The sequence below is a fragment of the Winogradskyella sp. A2 genome (assembly GCF_046762865.1).
In the GTDB taxonomy this organism is placed as follows: Bacteria; Bacteroidota; Bacteroidia; order Flavobacteriales; family Flavobacteriaceae; genus Winogradskyella.
In genome coordinates this window covers 219,982-235,062 of the sequence record NZ_JBKQXM010000005.1, presented here as the reverse complement: position 1 = coordinate 235,062, position 15,081 = coordinate 219,982, and the positions used below count along the sequence as shown (strand labels likewise).

Genomic DNA, 15,081 nt, shown 5'->3' with positions numbered 1-15,081 from the left:
AGCAAAATCAATTAAGCAAATATACTAATATTTTAGGCCACTTATATTTTCAGATAACCAACAACTGTATTATTCTACAGTCTTTTTTCTAAGTAGCAATAGCCCTAAAAATGTTATGAGACCATTGATAGGTAATAATTCATATCCTAAGGTGTAACCGCCAAGATTTTCTGGTGGTATTGAACCAATAATTGAGATGATAATGGCAGAACTTAATGCGACAATCCAAACATATCTGTCCTTTATTTGGTATTTGGTAAAAATACCAAACGCAAATAACCCTAAAAGAGGTCCGTAGGTATATCCTGCTACGGTTAATAAACTGTCAATGACGTTGCTTGTCAATACATATTTAAAAATGATAATTACAACAACCAATAATATGCTCATTGCAATATGAATCTTTTTCCTGAGGCTTTTTTGAACGTTTTCTGATTTTTTTTCTATGTCTAGAAAATCCACACAAAATGATGTTGTCAGTGACGTTAAAGCACTATCTGCACTACTGTAAGCAGCTGCAATTAAGCCTAACATAAAAGTAACCGCTAGTGTAAGACCCAAACCACTGTTCAAGGCAATTTCCGGAAATAATAAATCGGTTCTTGGTTTACCATCCATTAATGGTATTGCAATATTATTTTTATTAGCATAGATGTATAACAGTGCTCCCAAAAGCATAAATAGAAATGTTGCAATGACTAAAACGATACTAAATGAAATCATATTTTTTTGGGCATCCTTTAGAGACTTACAAGTCAAATTCTTTTGCATCATATCTTGATCAAGACCTGTCATACATATGGTGATAAACATGCCGCCTAAAAAGGACTTTACAAAATGACTACGTTCTAAGAAACTATCTGTAACAAATATTTTGTCATAATTTTTAAGTTCTTCTGAGGCCAAAAATTCACTAAATGACCAACCTAAATTATCATTGATAAAATATATTGATAATACAACTGCCGTTAACATAAAAAGTGTTTGCAGTGTGTCCGTCCATATAATTGTTTTAATGCCACCTTTATTTGTGTAGACCCAGATGAGTAATATTGAAATTATAACTGTGATTTCAAAAGGAATATCCCAAGCATCAAATACAAATTGTTGTAATACAATAGCAACCAAGAATAATCTAAATGCAGCACCGATAACTCGTGAAATGAAAAAGAAAAATGCACCAGTTTTATGACTCACAACACCAAAACGCACCATTAAATACTCATAAATAGAAGTTACGTTATGTTTATAGTAGAGTGGTAATAGCACAAAAGCAACTACAAAATACCCAAACATATAACCTAGTACAACTTGAAAATAACTGAATTGAGAACCTTCAATCCATCCTGGCACTGAAATAAAAGTAACACCAGAAAGCGATGCACCAACCATCCCAAAGGCAACTATATACCAAGGAGATTGTTTGTTAGCCTTAAAAAAAACAGCGTTACTATCGTCTTTACCTGTGAAGTAGGAAATGATAATAAGAACACTAAAATAACTAATTATTAAAACCAGTATGGAGGTTGGTGACATGTTGGTGTAATTAAGATTATATTCTTGAAAAGTACTATTTTTGAAAAAAAAAGCTATTTAAAATTTTAATAATTATGAAAAATATAGCCCTTTTATCTACATTTTTATTTTTGACAACCTACTTATCAGCACAAGAATATTTAGATTTAATTGCAGAAGGTACTCACACAGTACAACATATATCTGAACGAGCAGAGGTGCATTTCGATGAGGTTGGTAGAGATAGAGGTACAGGATATAAACCATTTAGAAGATGGCAGTATTTTGCTGAGCGAGCCATGGATGAAAATGGGATGTTAAAATCACCTGAGTTTTATTACAATGAGCTTCAAAATTATAACGCACTTCAAAACAATGAAGGTTCTTTTTCTAGAACCACAGTTGGAACATGGGAACAATTGGGACCGACATATTGGAATGCGACTTCAGGTTATAACCCAGGAGTAGGACGAATTACCTCAATTGCGATAGACGATTCTAATTTAGACCATATTTTAGTTGGGAGTCCAACAGGTGGTGTGTGGAAAAGCCTTGATGGAGGAACAACATGGACTGTCCTTACGGATAATTTATCAAACATAGATGTATATGCATTGGCAATAGATTCTCTTAACAGTAGCACATATTATTGGGGTTCAAACGGTGGTTCAATATTTAAATCAACTGATGGAGGTGCGACTTGGGCTTTACATGGTAATGTTGCAGGAGGTTTTGTCAATAAAATTTTAATTGATCCAACTAATTCATCAAAAATGTATGCTAGTGCACAAAGTGGTGGTCTGTTTAAGTCGATAGATGGAGGATCAACGTGGACTTCAATTAATTCTAGTGCGACCACTGGATATGATTTTCAATTCAAACCAGGAGACCCTGCGACGGTTTATGCCTCAGGTACAAGATTCTATGTTTCTACAGATGGAGGAGCAACTTTCGATACAAGTGATGGTTTGGATGCATGGATGCAAGAATATGTCAGTGGAACCAATAGTTGGACGACGTCGGATTCAAATCAAAATGGTTCTATAACTCCAAGAACTGGTGATTCAATGGCATTTTTAAATATTAATAATTACACTTTTCCTACTACGAGGTTAATTTCACCTGCTTTGGATTTATCAGGTGCGTCAAATCCAACGTTAAATTTTTCTTATTCTCAAGTCAACTGGGTAGGGAATATTGATCAATTAAAAGTATATTATAAAACTTCAGTATCAAGTAATTGGGTACAACTAGCGCATTATACTGCAGAGGCGGCTCAATGGACAGATATTACACTTAATTTGCCTAATGTTACTTCAGATTATTTTATAGCATTTGAAGGAATTGCTAATTGGAGTCGTGGACTTACTTTAGATGACGTGTCTGTTGAAGCTACAAATTTAGGCATAGTGTTTTCAGATGGTTTTGAATCCGCATCGAATGATTTCTCTTCAGGAGTTAAGATGATAGGTGTTTCTGCAGATGATCCGTCTGTCGTATATGTTGTGGAGGCCGATGGTGGAACCTTTGGAGGTATACACAAATCTATGGATAACGGTGCCACCTTCACTCAATTGAGTCATCCATTTCAAAATTATTTTGGTTACGATTCAAATGGTTTTGATAATCTAGGGCAGGCACCGAGAGATATGGCCATTACGGTTAACCCGAATGATGTTAACGATGTGCATATAGCTGGTATTAATACATGGCGTTCTACAAACGGTGGTGTGTCATTTAGTATTAGTTCTCAATGGACACCAGGAGGTGCATCCAATGAAAATATAGGCTACTGTCATGCAGATGTTGATATTATGTTATTTGCAGGTTCAGGAGCTAATGCTAAACTCTTTGTTGGATCGGATGGTGGAATTTTTAAAGCTGATGATCCAACGACTGTAAACTCTACTTTTTATACTGATCTTACACCAGGATTAGGAATTAGACAATTTTATAGAATTGGAATTAGCCAAACTGATCCCGTTATTGTAACAGGAGGTTCACAAGATAATGGATCTTCTGTACTTAGAGCAGATGGAAACTGGTACGATTGGTGGGGTGCAGATGGTATGGAAGGCTTTATTGATAAAAATAACAATCAAATTATTTATGGGACATCACAGTTTGGTTCTTTTGTAAAATCAACTAACGGTGGAAATAGTGTAATAAGTGTAGGGCAACCAGACGGAAAAGGTGGACAAAACAATTGGAATTGGGTTGTACCTTTTGAACAAGACCCAATCACCCAAAACACCATTTATTGTGCTTTTGACCAAGTTTATAAATCCGTTGACGGTGGATCTAATTGGACGTCAATCTCACAAAATTTCGGTGATGATATTGATGAACTTAAGATTGCACCAACAGATAACAATAAAATGTACCTAGCAATTGATGGAGCTCTGTGGTATACAACAAATGGTGGTTTAACATGGTCACCTTCCGGATTAAATCTTTCAAGTGGTCGAATTAACAGTATTGCGGTTCATCCTTCAGATCCAGACAAAATTGCCGCTGCAACAACTAATAGTAATAAAGTTTACATTAGCACAAATGGTGGTCTTACATTTACTCCAATACCATGGGATTTGCCAAATTTTTCGTCACAAGCTGTTGCCTGGCAAGATAATAGTGAAGATGGGCTCTATGTTGGTATGAACTATGGTATTTATTACACGGATAATGTTTTAGGTAATACTTGGATACCATTTAATAATGGTCTTCCAAATGTGAGAATTAATGAACTAGAAATTAACGCTTCGGATAATAAAATTTATGCTGCAACCTATGGTAGAGGTTTGTGGCGTTCTAATGTGTATGATGCATCATTAAGTATTAATGAATTTAGTACAGAAGATTTTAGTTTATATCCAAATCCGGCTAATAAAGAAATTAATATTAAATGGGCGAAACCTGAGGCTGTAACTGTAAGAATATACAATAGTCTAGGAAAAATAGTATTCTATTCTAAAAATTTAGATACTTTCAATGGTCATAGTATTGATGTTTCAAATTTCCAAGAAGGTGTTTACTTTGTAAAATTAAGTAGTACATATGGTGAAGCAACTAAAAAGTTGATCTTAAAATAATTTTACTTATAATAACTAAAAGTCCAATTGTCATATGGTGGTAATTGGACTTTTTTATGCTTTTTCTTTGGCCTTAAAAGCTGTACCTTCGCACTTATGGAATTTTCGTCAAAACTTCTTGAAAACGCTGTCAATGAGATGTCTCAATTACCTGGCATAGGTAAACGTACAGCTCTAAGATTAGTATTGCATATGCTAAGACAGCCAGATTCCCAAACCTTTCAATTAGCTGATGCACTTACAAAAGTTAGATCAGAAATAAAACTTTGTAAATCTTGCCATAATATTAGTGATAAGGAGTTATGTGAAATATGTTCTAATCCAAATAGGCAAGAAGATGTCATTTGTGTTGTTGAGGATATAAGGGATGTTATGGCCATTGAAAATACAAGTTCGTTTAAGGGTTTGTATCATGTTTTGGGTGGCAAAATTTCACCAATGGATGGAATTGGGCCACAAGATCTAAATATAAACTCTTTAGTAGAAAAAGTAAAGAGCGGCGTAGTTAAAGAGCTTATTTTTGCTATGAGTCCTACAATGGAAGGTGATACAACCAATTTTTACATTTTTAGGCAAATTCAAGGATCTGAAGTTGCCACTTCAACAATAGCAAGAGGTGTTGCTGCTGGGAATGAATTGGAGTATACGGATGAGATTACTTTAGGTAGAAGTATTATTGACAGAGTACCGTTCGAGGCCTCTTTAAAATCCTAAGGATTCGTGAAACTTTCAGTCATCATACTTAATTATAATGTGAAGTATTTTTTAGAGCTATGTCTAAAAAGTGTTGAAAAGGCAATAAGGACAATCGACGGAGAAATCATCGTTGTTGATAATGCATCAAACGATGATAGTTGCGAAATGGTTAGGTCAAAATTTCCAAAAGTAAAATTGATTGAGAACCATGATAATTTAGGATTTTCAAAAGGTAATAATATTGGTGTTGCCATGGCAAAGGGAGAATATCTTTGTATTCTAAATCCAGATACTGTTGTTGCTGAAGATACGTTTATTGAGTTAATTGAGTTTTATGCTCAGACTAAAAATACTGGTATAGTTGGTTGTCAACTTATAGATGGTAAAGGAAATTATTTACCAGAAAGTAAACGCAACATTCCAACACCAATTATATCTCTTAAGAAAATGTTGGGTATGGATAAGTCTTACTATGCCAATTATCTTGACAAAGACGAGGTGGGCATAGTAGATGTTTTTGTAGGTGCATTTATGTTTTTGAAGTCAAAAACATATAATGAAGTAGGAGGATTTGACGAGGACTATTTTATGTATGGTGAGGATATTGATTTATCCTATAAAATCAAAAAAGCAGGCTACACCAACTATTATTATGGTAAAACCAGCTTAGTTCATTTTAAAGGTGAAAGTACTATGAAAAATAGTGTCTATGCTAAGCGTTTCCATAACGCCATGCAAATCTTTTATAAAAAACACTTTAAAAGCAATGTAATATTCAATGCTGTTGTTTGGTTAGGTATAAAAGTCTTACAGTTAACAAAAAACACTAAGGAAGACAAAGTACCACTTATTGAAAGCACTTATGTGTTCACCGAAAAGTTAGATAATAGTGTTGCTGAAAAATTGAATCAACCGATTCATTCTTATCTAGATTTAAAAACACAATTATCACAAAATAGTATGCTTGTTTATGATTGCGATATTATTGATTTCAAGACGATTATTAGCGATATGAAACAAAAATCAAAACAAGTTAATTGTGTCTTTAGATTTTTACTGAAAAGCAGTAATTTTATCATAGGAAGCGATTCCTCGTCTAGTAGAGGTGTTGTTGAAAAATTTTAAACAGATTTTATAATGAATAAAAATCAACAAAATATCTGTTTTTTTATTAATTTTGCATTCAATTAGCGAATAAAGACCTTCAAATTATAGATATGGCAAAGTTTGAACTTAAGTTACCTAAAATGGGAGAAAGTGTTGCAGAAGCAACAATTACTTCGTGGTTAAAGGAAGTTGGTGATACTATTGAAGCAGATGAAGCAGTTTTAGAAATTGCAACAGATAAGGTAGATAGTGAAGTTCCTAGTGAGGTTGATGGTGTTTTAGTTGAAAAGTTATTCAATATTGATGATGTTGTACAAGTTGGTCAAACCATAGCTGTAATTGAAATAGAAGGTGACGAACAAGATGAAAAATCTACACCTACTGAGGAAACAAAAGAAGAACCAAAGCAAGAAAAGCTTGTTGAAGAGGTGTCTCAAACTGTAGTTGCAGCTCAACAATCAGTTGATCCTGTTATATCATCTGGTGATCGTTTTTATTCTCCGTTGGTAAGAAACATAGCGAAGCAAGAAGGAGTATCACAAAACGAGTTAGATACAATTCCTGGAACTGGTAAAGATGGCCGAGTTACAAAAAATGACATGAAGGCCTATCTTGAAAACAGAGGGTCCAAACCTACTGAAGTGACTCAAGCACAACCAGTAGTAGAACAAAAAGTTGAGATGAAAACTGAATCGGCACCTGTTGTACAGAATCAAGAATCTACTCCTGTTATTGCTTCTGGAGGTGATGAAATCATTGAAATGACTAGAATGGGTAAACTCATTTCTAAGCATATGGTCGAATCGGTTCAAACTTCAGCTCATGTGCAATCGTTCATAGAGGCAGATGTAACAAATATTTGGAATTGGAGAAACAAGCATAAAGACATTTTCAAAAAACGTGAGGGTGAAAACCTAACATTTACGCCAATCTTTTTAGAGGCAGTTGCCAAAGCATTGAGAGATTTCCCAATGCTTAACATTTCCGTTCAAGGAGATAGCATTATAAAGAAGAAGAATATAAACTTAGGTATGGCAGCTGCTTTACCAGATGGTAATTTGATTGTACCTGTAATTAAAGATGCTGATCAATTGAATTTACTTGGTATGGCCAAGAAAGTAAACGATTTAGCCAACAGAGCCAGAATAGGTCAATTAAAACCAGATGAGATTCAAGACGGTACATATACAGTTACCAATGTTGGTACTTTTGGAAGTATTATGGGCACACCTATTATAAATCAACCTCAAGTAGGTATTTTAGCTTTAGGTGCAATAAGAAAAGTTCCAGCAGTTATCGAAACTTCGGAAGGTGATTTTATAGGAATCCGTTACAGAATGTTCTTATCTCACTCTTACGATCATAGAGTAGTAAATGGTGCATTAGGAGGACAATTTGTACAGGCGGTTAAAGATTATTTCGAAGCTTGGGATATGGATAGAGAAATTTAATTTTTACTCAAATATTATATTTATTTAGAGGTACAGTTTAAACGCTGTGCTTCTCTATTTTACAAAACCCTCCCAACGTTTCATATAGTTTATAAAGGTCTTGCTCAATCCCTCAGCTTGCAAATAATTCTCAGAAACAGGATTTTCAATAGGTTCAAAATCAGGATTAGTCATAACTTGTTTAGGAAAATCGTGATGTAATATGGCAGAGCGACCAATAGTGACAAAGTCAACACCAGCGTTAAGTATGTTTTGTACATCTTTACCAGTTCTGATATTACCAGCAACAGTGAGTTTTACGTCTTTATAATAGAGTTGCAGTATGTGCTCTAAAAGGTTTAGTTTACTTTCAGGAAACTCTTCTGGTTGTTTAAAGCAGTCCCAAAGTGATAAATCTAAGAAGTCAATATTACCAGTATCAATTAACTGTTGGCTGATGATTTTAATTTCAGAAAGCTGCATGCCAAAACGCTCAGGTGACAATCGTACACCTAATAAAAAATCGTTACCACAGATTCCTCTAATTCCATCAGTAATTTCAGCAAGTAATCGTGCTCTGTTTTCTAAAGAACCACCATATTGGTCTAGTCGCTGATTGATTTTTGAGCTTAAAAACTGGGTAAGGATATAACCATGCGCTCCATGCACTTCAACACCATCATAGCCACAGTTTTTTGCTCGAACAGCTGCGGCAATAAAATCATCTCGTAGCCGATACACTTCTTCTAAGGTCAACGCTCTGGCATTGTGTTTTTCGCTATCCGATGGGCAAACGGCTTTTTGTTTAATAACATCAAACGGTGATCGCATACCAGCATGATGCAATTGAATAACAGCTAAACTGCCATGCGACTTAATTTTTGAAGCAAGTTTGGTATGACCATCAATAAGATCATCAGAGAATATGCCTAATTGTCCAGAAAATCCTTTTCCCACCTCTTGTACATGGGATGCACAGGTCATTACTAATCCAAAACCACCTTCAGCGCGCATGGTTAACCATTTATATTCCGCATCCGAAAGTTTTCCGTCTTCATGACTTTGCTGATTTGTAAGTGGCGCTAACATAAAACGATTTTTCATGATTGTACCACAATTAAATGTCAATGGAGTGTCAAGATTTTTATTCATAGCATATTTTTTCTATACGAATTTCGACTATTTATTTATAATCTCAAATCGTGATTTTCTTTAATCAGTTTTATTAAATCTCCCTACCTTTGTGCAAAAGTTATAACAAATGCAACTCAGTCTTAATAAACCCATCTGTTTTTTTGATTTAGAAACTACAGGAATCAATATTTCAAAAGACAGAGTCGTTGAGATATCCATTTTAAAAGTGTTTCCTGACGGTAAGGAAGAAACTTATACCAAATTGGTCAACCCAACAATTCCAATTCCAGCGGAAGTCACTAAAGTTCATGGAATTTCGGATGCTGATGTTGTAGATGCACCAACTTTTAAAGATATAGCAAAAGAGGTTCATAATCTTATTAAGGACTCGGATTTAGGAGGCTTTAATTCAAACCGATTTGATATTCCACTTTTAGCGGAAGAAATGTTACGTGCGGAAGTAGATTTTGATATGAAAAATCGTGTTTCTGTTGATGTACAGACAATATTTCATAAAATGGAACAACGTACATTAAGTGCAGCCTACAAGTTTTATTGTGATAAAAATTTAGATGATGCACATAGTGCAGAGGCAGATACTAAGGCTACCTACGAAGTTTTAAAGGCGCAATTAGGTAAATACGATGAATTAGAAAACGACACAAAATTCTTAGCAGAATTTAGTTCACGTAGAAAGTTTGCTGATTTTGCAGGCTTTTTAATCTACAATAAAGAAGGTGAAGAATGTTTTTCTTTTGGTAAACACAAAAATAAGCGTGTTGTAGATGTCATGGAAAAAGAACCTGGATATTTTGGTTGGTTACTAAATGCTGATTTCCCCTTGTATACTAAAAAAGTGTTAACCTCAATTAAATTACGTCAGTTTAATAATAAATTAGGCTAATGAAACTCATTTGTATTGGTCGCAACTACACTGATCACATTAAAGAATTGGAGAACGAAAAACCATCGGATCCTGTTGTCTTTTTAAAACCAGACACGGCTATTTTGTTGAAAAAACAACCGTTTTTTATTCCAGATTTTTCGGATGAGGTACATCATGAGGTGGAGGTATTGGTAAAAATCAAAAAAGTAGGTAAACATATTAGTAAGAAGTTTGCTCATAAATATTATGACGATATTGGGCTAGGTATAGATTTCACGGCAAGAGATCTACAAGCTCAACTAAAATCTAAAGGATTACCTTGGGAAAAAGCCAAAGCATTTGATGGTGCGGCAGTAATAGGCAAGTGGTTGCCTAAAACCCAATTCCAAAATGTAGATAATATAAGCTTTAGTTTACTAAAGAATGATGAAATTGTACAGTCTGCGAGTACTGAATTGATGTTGTGGAAAATTGATGAACTCATAGAATATGTCTCAAAATATTTTACTTTAAAAATTGGAGATATTATATTTACAGGAACACCAGCAGGAGTTGGTAAGGTTTTTGCAAATGATGAATTAAAAGGATACATTGAAGACCAAGAAATGTTTTCAATTAAAATTAAATAAATGGCAGAACATTATAAATTAGATCGAGTAAGAGAAATGGCAGATAACGATGAAGACTTCGTTATGGCACTAGCCGCAGCATTTATAGAAGAAGTACCAGTAGATGCAGATAGATTAAGAAAGGCGGTTCCTGAAAATGATTTTTATGAAACATATCAAGCTGCTCATAAAATGAAACCAACTCTAGAATTGTTTGGTATGACATCGTACCATGCCTTAATCGAAGTGCAAGATTGGGGGAAATATGAGCAAGCTGATAAAGATATATCTACCCAGCTCCAAACTGTATTAGATGGCGTTGATAAGGCAACTGCTGAGATTAAGTCTGATTTTAATTTATAATTATTTTATTCCTAAAACTTTTTTAGACATATGCATCGTTACTAGCATATGTGGTAAATCTACAGTTTCGGCTATTTTAAGATCACCAGCTAAAGAGCATAAGGCATAAGCTTCGAGTTCACTAAGATTGTGTTCTTTCATTAAATAATCTATCATGTAGAGCGTTGCTTTTTTTGCTGCAATATCAATCGTAGTTCCATACCCTGTAGTTGCATAGTAATCTTTGGTTTCGTACTGTGGTTCTTCTATTGATTTATGTTTTATTAGCTCAATTTCGTAGACGATTCTTAACGGAACTTCTATAGCCGTACCACAAACTTCACCTAAGCCTTGTACAGCATGTCCATCACCAATCGAGAATAATCCTCCTTCGACAAAAACAGGGAAATACACTGAAGTTCCAACCGTCATGTTGGGGTCATCCATATTTCCGCCATTTGCTCTTGGTGGAATAGTACTTAATAACTCTTGAGTAGCTGGAGCCACTCCCATTACTCCAGGAAATGGATTAAGTTTTAATTGAATGGAATCATTAAAATTAACTTTAGTTTTATCATCTTTTAAATCGTATATCCTAAGATATTCACCCTTAATAGAGTCAGCAACAAAGCTAAAGCCTGGATAGATAGCATTCCAGCCCCAATCTCCTAACTCAATCTCATGAAGTGTTACTTTTAAGACGTCACCTGGTTCAGCTCCTTCAACAAAAACAGGACCTGTTAATGGGTGGATAGGTTCAAAGTCTAGTCTCCCTATATCCTCAACCGTAGAATTTAAATTAAACTGTTCGTCACTAGCATCTTCTGTATAAGCTTCAATGATGGCACCAGATTTTACTGTAAGAATTGATGGAATTGAACTACTGAATTTATTATGAGTTTGATCTTTGGTAAGTGAATAATCTGGTTTTAAGTTGTTTTTTACTTCTAATGTGTCTTCGGTTTTCGTTTCCTTTTTTTCTTCACATTGATAAAATAAAGAACAAGATATAGTACAATAAAGTAGTGTTGTCAAAATGTTTTTATTAATCATGATTGGTTCAGAATTTTATTAAAGGTTGTTTAAAATTAATGAATTAACTTTTTAATAGCATTACCTTTGCCACAATCATTTAAAAAATCAACTTTTGACAGCAGAAATTATTACAATTGGGGATGAAATCCTTATCGGACAAATTATAGATACAAACTCCGCATTTCTAGCAAAAGAATTCAATAAAATTGGTATTTCCATATACCAAATTACTTCGGTACAAGATGAAAAAGCTCATATTTTAAAAGCTCTAGAAGAGGCTGAAGGCAATGCAGATATTATCATTATTACTGGTGGTTTGGGCCCTACAAAAGACGACATCACTAAGCTTACCTTATGCGAATATTTCAATGATGAGTTAATCGAAAATAAAGATGTGTTGGCTAATGTAGAGCATTTATTTTCGAAATATATAAAAACACCTATTTCAGAAATAAACCGTCATCAGGCATTGGTACCGTCAAAGTCTAAAGTATTAATGAATAAGTATGGTACGGCTCCTGGCATGTGGTTAGAGAAGAAGGGCAAAGTGTTTGTATCCTTACCAGGAGTGCCTTATGAAATGAAGGCACTAATCACTAATGAAGTTATCCCACGGTTAAGAAACAAATTTAAATTTCCATTTATACTGCATAAAACACTATTAACGTATGGATTAGGTGAAAGTGCCATAGCTGGAAGAATTGAGGAATTTGAACAACAATTACCAGATTTTATTAAACTAGCTTACTTACCAAGTTTAGGTAGAGTGAGATTGAGGTTATCTGCCAAAGCATTTGACAAAGTTAAAGTTGAAGAAGAAATGGAAAGGCAGGTACAGCGCTTATTGCCATTTGTTAAAGATATTTTTGTAGGTTTTGAAGACAATAGTTCTATTGAAACTATTATTGGCAAGAGATTAACAGATAATACGAAGACACTAGCTATAGCAGAAAGCTGTACTGGAGGCAAGATTGCCCAATCATTTACAGCTAAAGCAGGAGCTTCGAAATATTTTAAAGGAAGTATTGTAGCATATGCAACAGAATCTAAAGTAGATATTTTGAATGTGTCTGAAGACGATATATCAAAGCATTCTGTTGTAAGTAAAGAAGTAGCAGAAGCTATGGCCGTAAATGTTAGAATGCTATTTAATACCGATTATGGTTTAAGTACAACTGGTAATGCCGGACCAACAAAAGGTGATTCTGATGCTGAAGTTGGTACAGTTTGGATTTCGATAGCCACTGAAAATAAGGTGATTTCTGAAGTTTTTAGTTTCGGAAATCATAGAGAAAAAGTAATAATGAAGGCAACTAATAAAGCCTTTGAATTACTTCTTAAAGAAATTTCAAAAAAGTGACACTTTATGTTTGTTGAAACGTAAAGTTTTACTAAATTTGCACCCTGTTAAAAATTAACGTACCTAAAGAAAGAATACAATGTCAAGAGTTTGTGAACTTACTGGGAAAAAAGCAATGGTAGGAAACAATGTTTCTCACGCCATGAATAAATCAAAGCGCAAGTTTAACGCAAATTTGATTAAGAAGCGTTTTTATATTCCAGAGGAAGATAAGTGGGTAACATTAAAAGTTTCTACGTCTGCATTAAAGACTATCAATAAAATTGGTATCGCTGCAGCAATTAAAGAGGCTAGAGCAAAAGGTTTTTATAAATAATAGCAAACGCTAAAGGCAATTTACCATGGCAAAAAAAGGAAATAGAATTCAGGTAATCTTAGAGTGCACAGAGCACAAAGCTTCTGGTATGCCAGGAACTTCAAGATATATTACAACAAAAAATAAAAAGAATACGCCAGACAGAATGGAGATTAAGAAATTTAATCCAATCCTTAAGCGTATGACAGTACATAAAGAGATAAAATAAGAGAATCATGGCAAAGAAATCAGTAGCAACATTACAGACAGGATCTAAGCGTTTGACAAAGGCTATTAAAATGGTAAAATCACCAAAAACTGGTGCCTACATGTTTGTAGAATCAGTGATGTCACCAGAGCTTGTTAATGACTTTTTAAATAAGAAATAAAGAATATTTCCAATATAGATTCATAAAACTGCTTTCGTTTGAAAGCAGTTTTTTTATGGCTATATTTGAGCGCATATGACAACTTTGCAGAATCTTATAAAAGGCAAGGTTGTTGCTGTTAGCAAAGCAAATACATTATATGAGTTTATTTAAAAAAATATTTTCTTCAGAAAAGAAAGAAACCTTAGATAAAGGACTTGAAAAGTCTAAAACATCTTTTTTTAATAAATTAAATAAGGCGGTTGCTGGTAAATCTAAAGTAGATGATGATGTGCTAGACAATCTTGAAGAAGTTTTAGTAACAAGCGATGTTGGTGTAGATACAACACTTAAGGTTATTGAACGAATTGAAGAACGTGTGTCTCGAGACAAATATTTAGGAACATCAGAGCTTAATCAAATTTTAAGGGAAGAAATTGCGGCTTTACTAGCAGAGACTAATATAGGTGAAGCAACCGAATTCACCGTTCCTCAAGATAAAAAACCATTTGTAATGATGGTAGTTGGTGTTAATGGTGTAGGTAAGACTACTACCATTGGTAAATTGGCATATCAATTTAAAAAACAAGGGCTAAAAGTTGTATTGGGTGCTGCAGACACCTTTAGAGCCGCAGCAATAGATCAATTACAAGTTTGGGCAGATAGAGTAGATGTTCCTATAGTAAAACAGAAAATGGGAAGTGATCCTGCTTCAGTGGCCTTTGATACTTTACAAAGTGCAGTTAATCAAGATGCAGATGTTGTAATTATAGACACTGCAGGAAGATTGCACAATAAAGTAAATTTAATGAATGAGCTGACAAAGGTCAAACGTGTAATGCAAAAAGTGGTGGGGGAAGCACCTCACGATGTGCTTTTAGTATTAGATGGTTCAACTGGTCAGAATGCTTTTGAACAAGCCAAGCAATTTACAGCAGCGACCGAGGTGACTTCGTTGGCTGTTACGAAATTGGATGGTACTGCTAAAGGTGGTGTGGTTATTGGTATAAGTGATCAGTTTAAAGTACCTGTAAAATATATAGGAGTTGGTGAAAGTGTAGAGGATTTACAAGTATTTAATAAATATGAATTTGTAGATTCTTTTTTCAATTAAAAGTTAGAATAGAATAATTATTTAGGACCTTACAAGAATTAGTTTTGTAAGGTTTTTTATTATTACCTAAACCAATGGATTTTGTATTTTTATAAAAAAACT

Annotated in this window: 15 protein-coding genes; 12 read left to right on the top strand and 3 right to left on the bottom strand. The window is 34.2% G+C overall.

Features of this window, described 5'->3' with window-relative positions; all coding sequences use genetic code 11:
* Positions 1-69: 69 nt before the first annotated feature.
* Positions 70-1,536 (bottom strand): sodium:solute symporter, encoded by a 1,467-nt coding sequence (locus ACFWV9_RS11735; RefSeq protein WP_411895410.1) that lies wholly within the window; start codon positions 1,534-1,536, stop codon positions 70-72.
* 74 nt (positions 1,537-1,610) lie between these two features.
* Between ACFWV9_RS11735 and ACFWV9_RS11730 the strand changes: the two genes are divergently transcribed.
* The 4 genes from ACFWV9_RS11730 (at position 1,611) to ACFWV9_RS11715 (ending at position 7,858) form a co-directional block, all read left to right on the top strand.
* Positions 1,611-4,604 (top strand): VPS10 domain-containing protein, encoded by a 2,994-nt coding sequence (locus ACFWV9_RS11730; protein WP_411895409.1) that lies wholly within the window; start codon positions 1,611-1,613, stop codon positions 4,602-4,604.
* Between the two features lie 96 nt (positions 4,605-4,700).
* Positions 4,701-5,318, top strand: coding sequence for a recombination mediator RecR (gene recR, locus ACFWV9_RS11725; RefSeq protein WP_411895408.1), 618 nt, complete (start codon positions 4,701-4,703; stop codon positions 5,316-5,318).
* Between the two features lie 6 nt (positions 5,319-5,324).
* On the top strand, positions 5,325-6,425 hold the full coding sequence (locus ACFWV9_RS11720; protein ID WP_411895407.1) for a glycosyltransferase family 2 protein: 1,101 nt from the start codon (positions 5,325-5,327) through the stop codon (positions 6,423-6,425).
* A gap of 92 nt (positions 6,426-6,517) precedes the next feature.
* Positions 6,518-7,858, top strand: a complete 1,341-nt coding sequence (locus tag ACFWV9_RS11715) for a dihydrolipoamide acetyltransferase family protein (RefSeq protein ID WP_411895406.1) — start codon at positions 6,518-6,520, stop codon at positions 7,856-7,858.
* Between the two features lie 54 nt (positions 7,859-7,912).
* On the opposite strand, the gene ACFWV9_RS11710 is transcribed toward ACFWV9_RS11715, so the two are convergent.
* Positions 7,913-8,989, bottom strand: coding sequence for an NADH:flavin oxidoreductase (locus ACFWV9_RS11710; RefSeq protein WP_411895405.1), 1,077 nt, complete (start codon positions 8,987-8,989; stop codon positions 7,913-7,915).
* A gap of 109 nt (positions 8,990-9,098) precedes the next feature.
* Between ACFWV9_RS11710 and ACFWV9_RS11705 the strand changes: the two genes are divergently transcribed.
* From ACFWV9_RS11705 to ACFWV9_RS11695, 3 genes are read left to right on the top strand one after another with little or no spacing between them, the layout of a single operon-like run.
* On the top strand, positions 9,099-9,875 hold the full coding sequence (locus ACFWV9_RS11705) for an exonuclease domain-containing protein (protein ID WP_411895404.1): 777 nt from the start codon (positions 9,099-9,101) through the stop codon (positions 9,873-9,875).
* Complete coding sequence (locus ACFWV9_RS11700; protein ID WP_411895403.1) at positions 9,875-10,486, top strand: fumarylacetoacetate hydrolase family protein; 612 nt, start codon at positions 9,875-9,877, stop codon at positions 10,484-10,486. The genes ACFWV9_RS11705 and ACFWV9_RS11700 overlap by 1 nt, the downstream gene beginning before the upstream one ends.
* Positions 10,487-10,828 carry an Hpt domain-containing protein gene (locus ACFWV9_RS11695; RefSeq protein ID WP_411895402.1) on the top strand — a complete coding sequence of 114 codons (342 nt, stop codon included), beginning with the start codon at positions 10,487-10,489 and terminating at the stop codon, positions 10,826-10,828.
* On the opposite strand, the gene ACFWV9_RS11690 is transcribed toward ACFWV9_RS11695, so the two are convergent.
* Entirely contained in the window at positions 10,829-11,842 is a 1,014-nt protein-coding gene (locus tag ACFWV9_RS11690) for an acetamidase/formamidase family protein (protein ID WP_411895401.1), read from the bottom strand.
* Between the two features lie 112 nt (positions 11,843-11,954).
* Between ACFWV9_RS11690 and ACFWV9_RS11685 the strand changes: the two genes are divergently transcribed.
* The 5 genes from ACFWV9_RS11685 to ftsY all read left to right on the top strand — a co-directional run bounded on the left by ACFWV9_RS11685 (position 11,955) and on the right by ftsY (position 14,979).
* Positions 11,955-13,202, top strand: coding sequence for a competence/damage-inducible protein A (locus tag ACFWV9_RS11685; RefSeq protein ID WP_411895400.1), 1,248 nt, complete (start codon positions 11,955-11,957; stop codon positions 13,200-13,202).
* A 79-nt stretch (positions 13,203-13,281) separates the two neighbouring features.
* A complete protein-coding gene (gene rpmB, locus ACFWV9_RS11680; protein ID WP_411895399.1) occupies positions 13,282-13,518 on the top strand; it encodes a 50S ribosomal protein L28 in 237 nt (78 codons plus the stop codon).
* A 25-nt stretch (positions 13,519-13,543) separates the two neighbouring features.
* Entirely contained in the window at positions 13,544-13,726 is a 183-nt protein-coding gene (gene rpmG, locus ACFWV9_RS11675) for a 50S ribosomal protein L33 (protein ID WP_076616981.1), read from the top strand.
* 7 nt (positions 13,727-13,733) lie between these two features.
* Positions 13,734-13,886 (top strand): DUF4295 domain-containing protein, encoded by a 153-nt coding sequence (locus ACFWV9_RS11670; protein ID WP_411895398.1) that lies wholly within the window; start codon positions 13,734-13,736, stop codon positions 13,884-13,886.
* Between the two features lie 139 nt (positions 13,887-14,025).
* On the top strand, positions 14,026-14,979 hold the full coding sequence (ftsY, locus tag ACFWV9_RS11665; protein WP_411895397.1) for a signal recognition particle-docking protein FtsY: 954 nt from the start codon (positions 14,026-14,028) through the stop codon (positions 14,977-14,979).
* The last annotated feature ends 102 nt before the right edge of the window (positions 14,980-15,081 follow it).

Bases quoted from the DNA above. Each gene is read 5' to 3' on its own strand.
- ACFWV9_RS11735 (WP_411895410.1), bottom strand. From the start codon at position 1,536: ATGTCACCAACCTCCATACTGGTTTTAATAATTAGTTATTTTAGTGTT.
- ACFWV9_RS11730 (WP_411895409.1), top strand. From the start codon at position 1,611: ATGAAAAATATAGCCCTTTTATCTACATTTTTATTTTTGACAACCTAC.
- recR (WP_411895408.1), top strand. From the start codon at position 4,701: ATGGAATTTTCGTCAAAACTTCTTGAAAACGCTGTCAATGAGATGTCT.
- ACFWV9_RS11715 (WP_411895406.1), top strand. From the start codon at position 6,518: ATGGCAAAGTTTGAACTTAAGTTACCTAAAATGGGAGAAAGTGTTGCA.
- ACFWV9_RS11710 (WP_411895405.1), bottom strand. From the start codon at position 8,989: ATGAATAAAAATCTTGACACTCCATTGACATTTAATTGTGGTACAATC.
- ACFWV9_RS11705 (WP_411895404.1), top strand. From the start codon at position 9,099: ATGCAACTCAGTCTTAATAAACCCATCTGTTTTTTTGATTTAGAAACT.
- ACFWV9_RS11700 (WP_411895403.1), top strand. From the start codon at position 9,875: ATGAAACTCATTTGTATTGGTCGCAACTACACTGATCACATTAAAGAA.
- ACFWV9_RS11695 (WP_411895402.1), top strand. From the start codon at position 10,487: ATGGCAGAACATTATAAATTAGATCGAGTAAGAGAAATGGCAGATAAC.
- rpmB (WP_411895399.1), top strand. From the start codon at position 13,282: ATGTCAAGAGTTTGTGAACTTACTGGGAAAAAAGCAATGGTAGGAAAC.
- rpmG (WP_076616981.1), top strand. From the start codon at position 13,544: ATGGCAAAAAAAGGAAATAGAATTCAGGTAATCTTAGAGTGCACAGAG.
- ACFWV9_RS11670 (WP_411895398.1), top strand. From the start codon at position 13,734: ATGGCAAAGAAATCAGTAGCAACATTACAGACAGGATCTAAGCGTTTG.
- ftsY (WP_411895397.1), top strand. From the start codon at position 14,026: ATGAGTTTATTTAAAAAAATATTTTCTTCAGAAAAGAAAGAAACCTTA.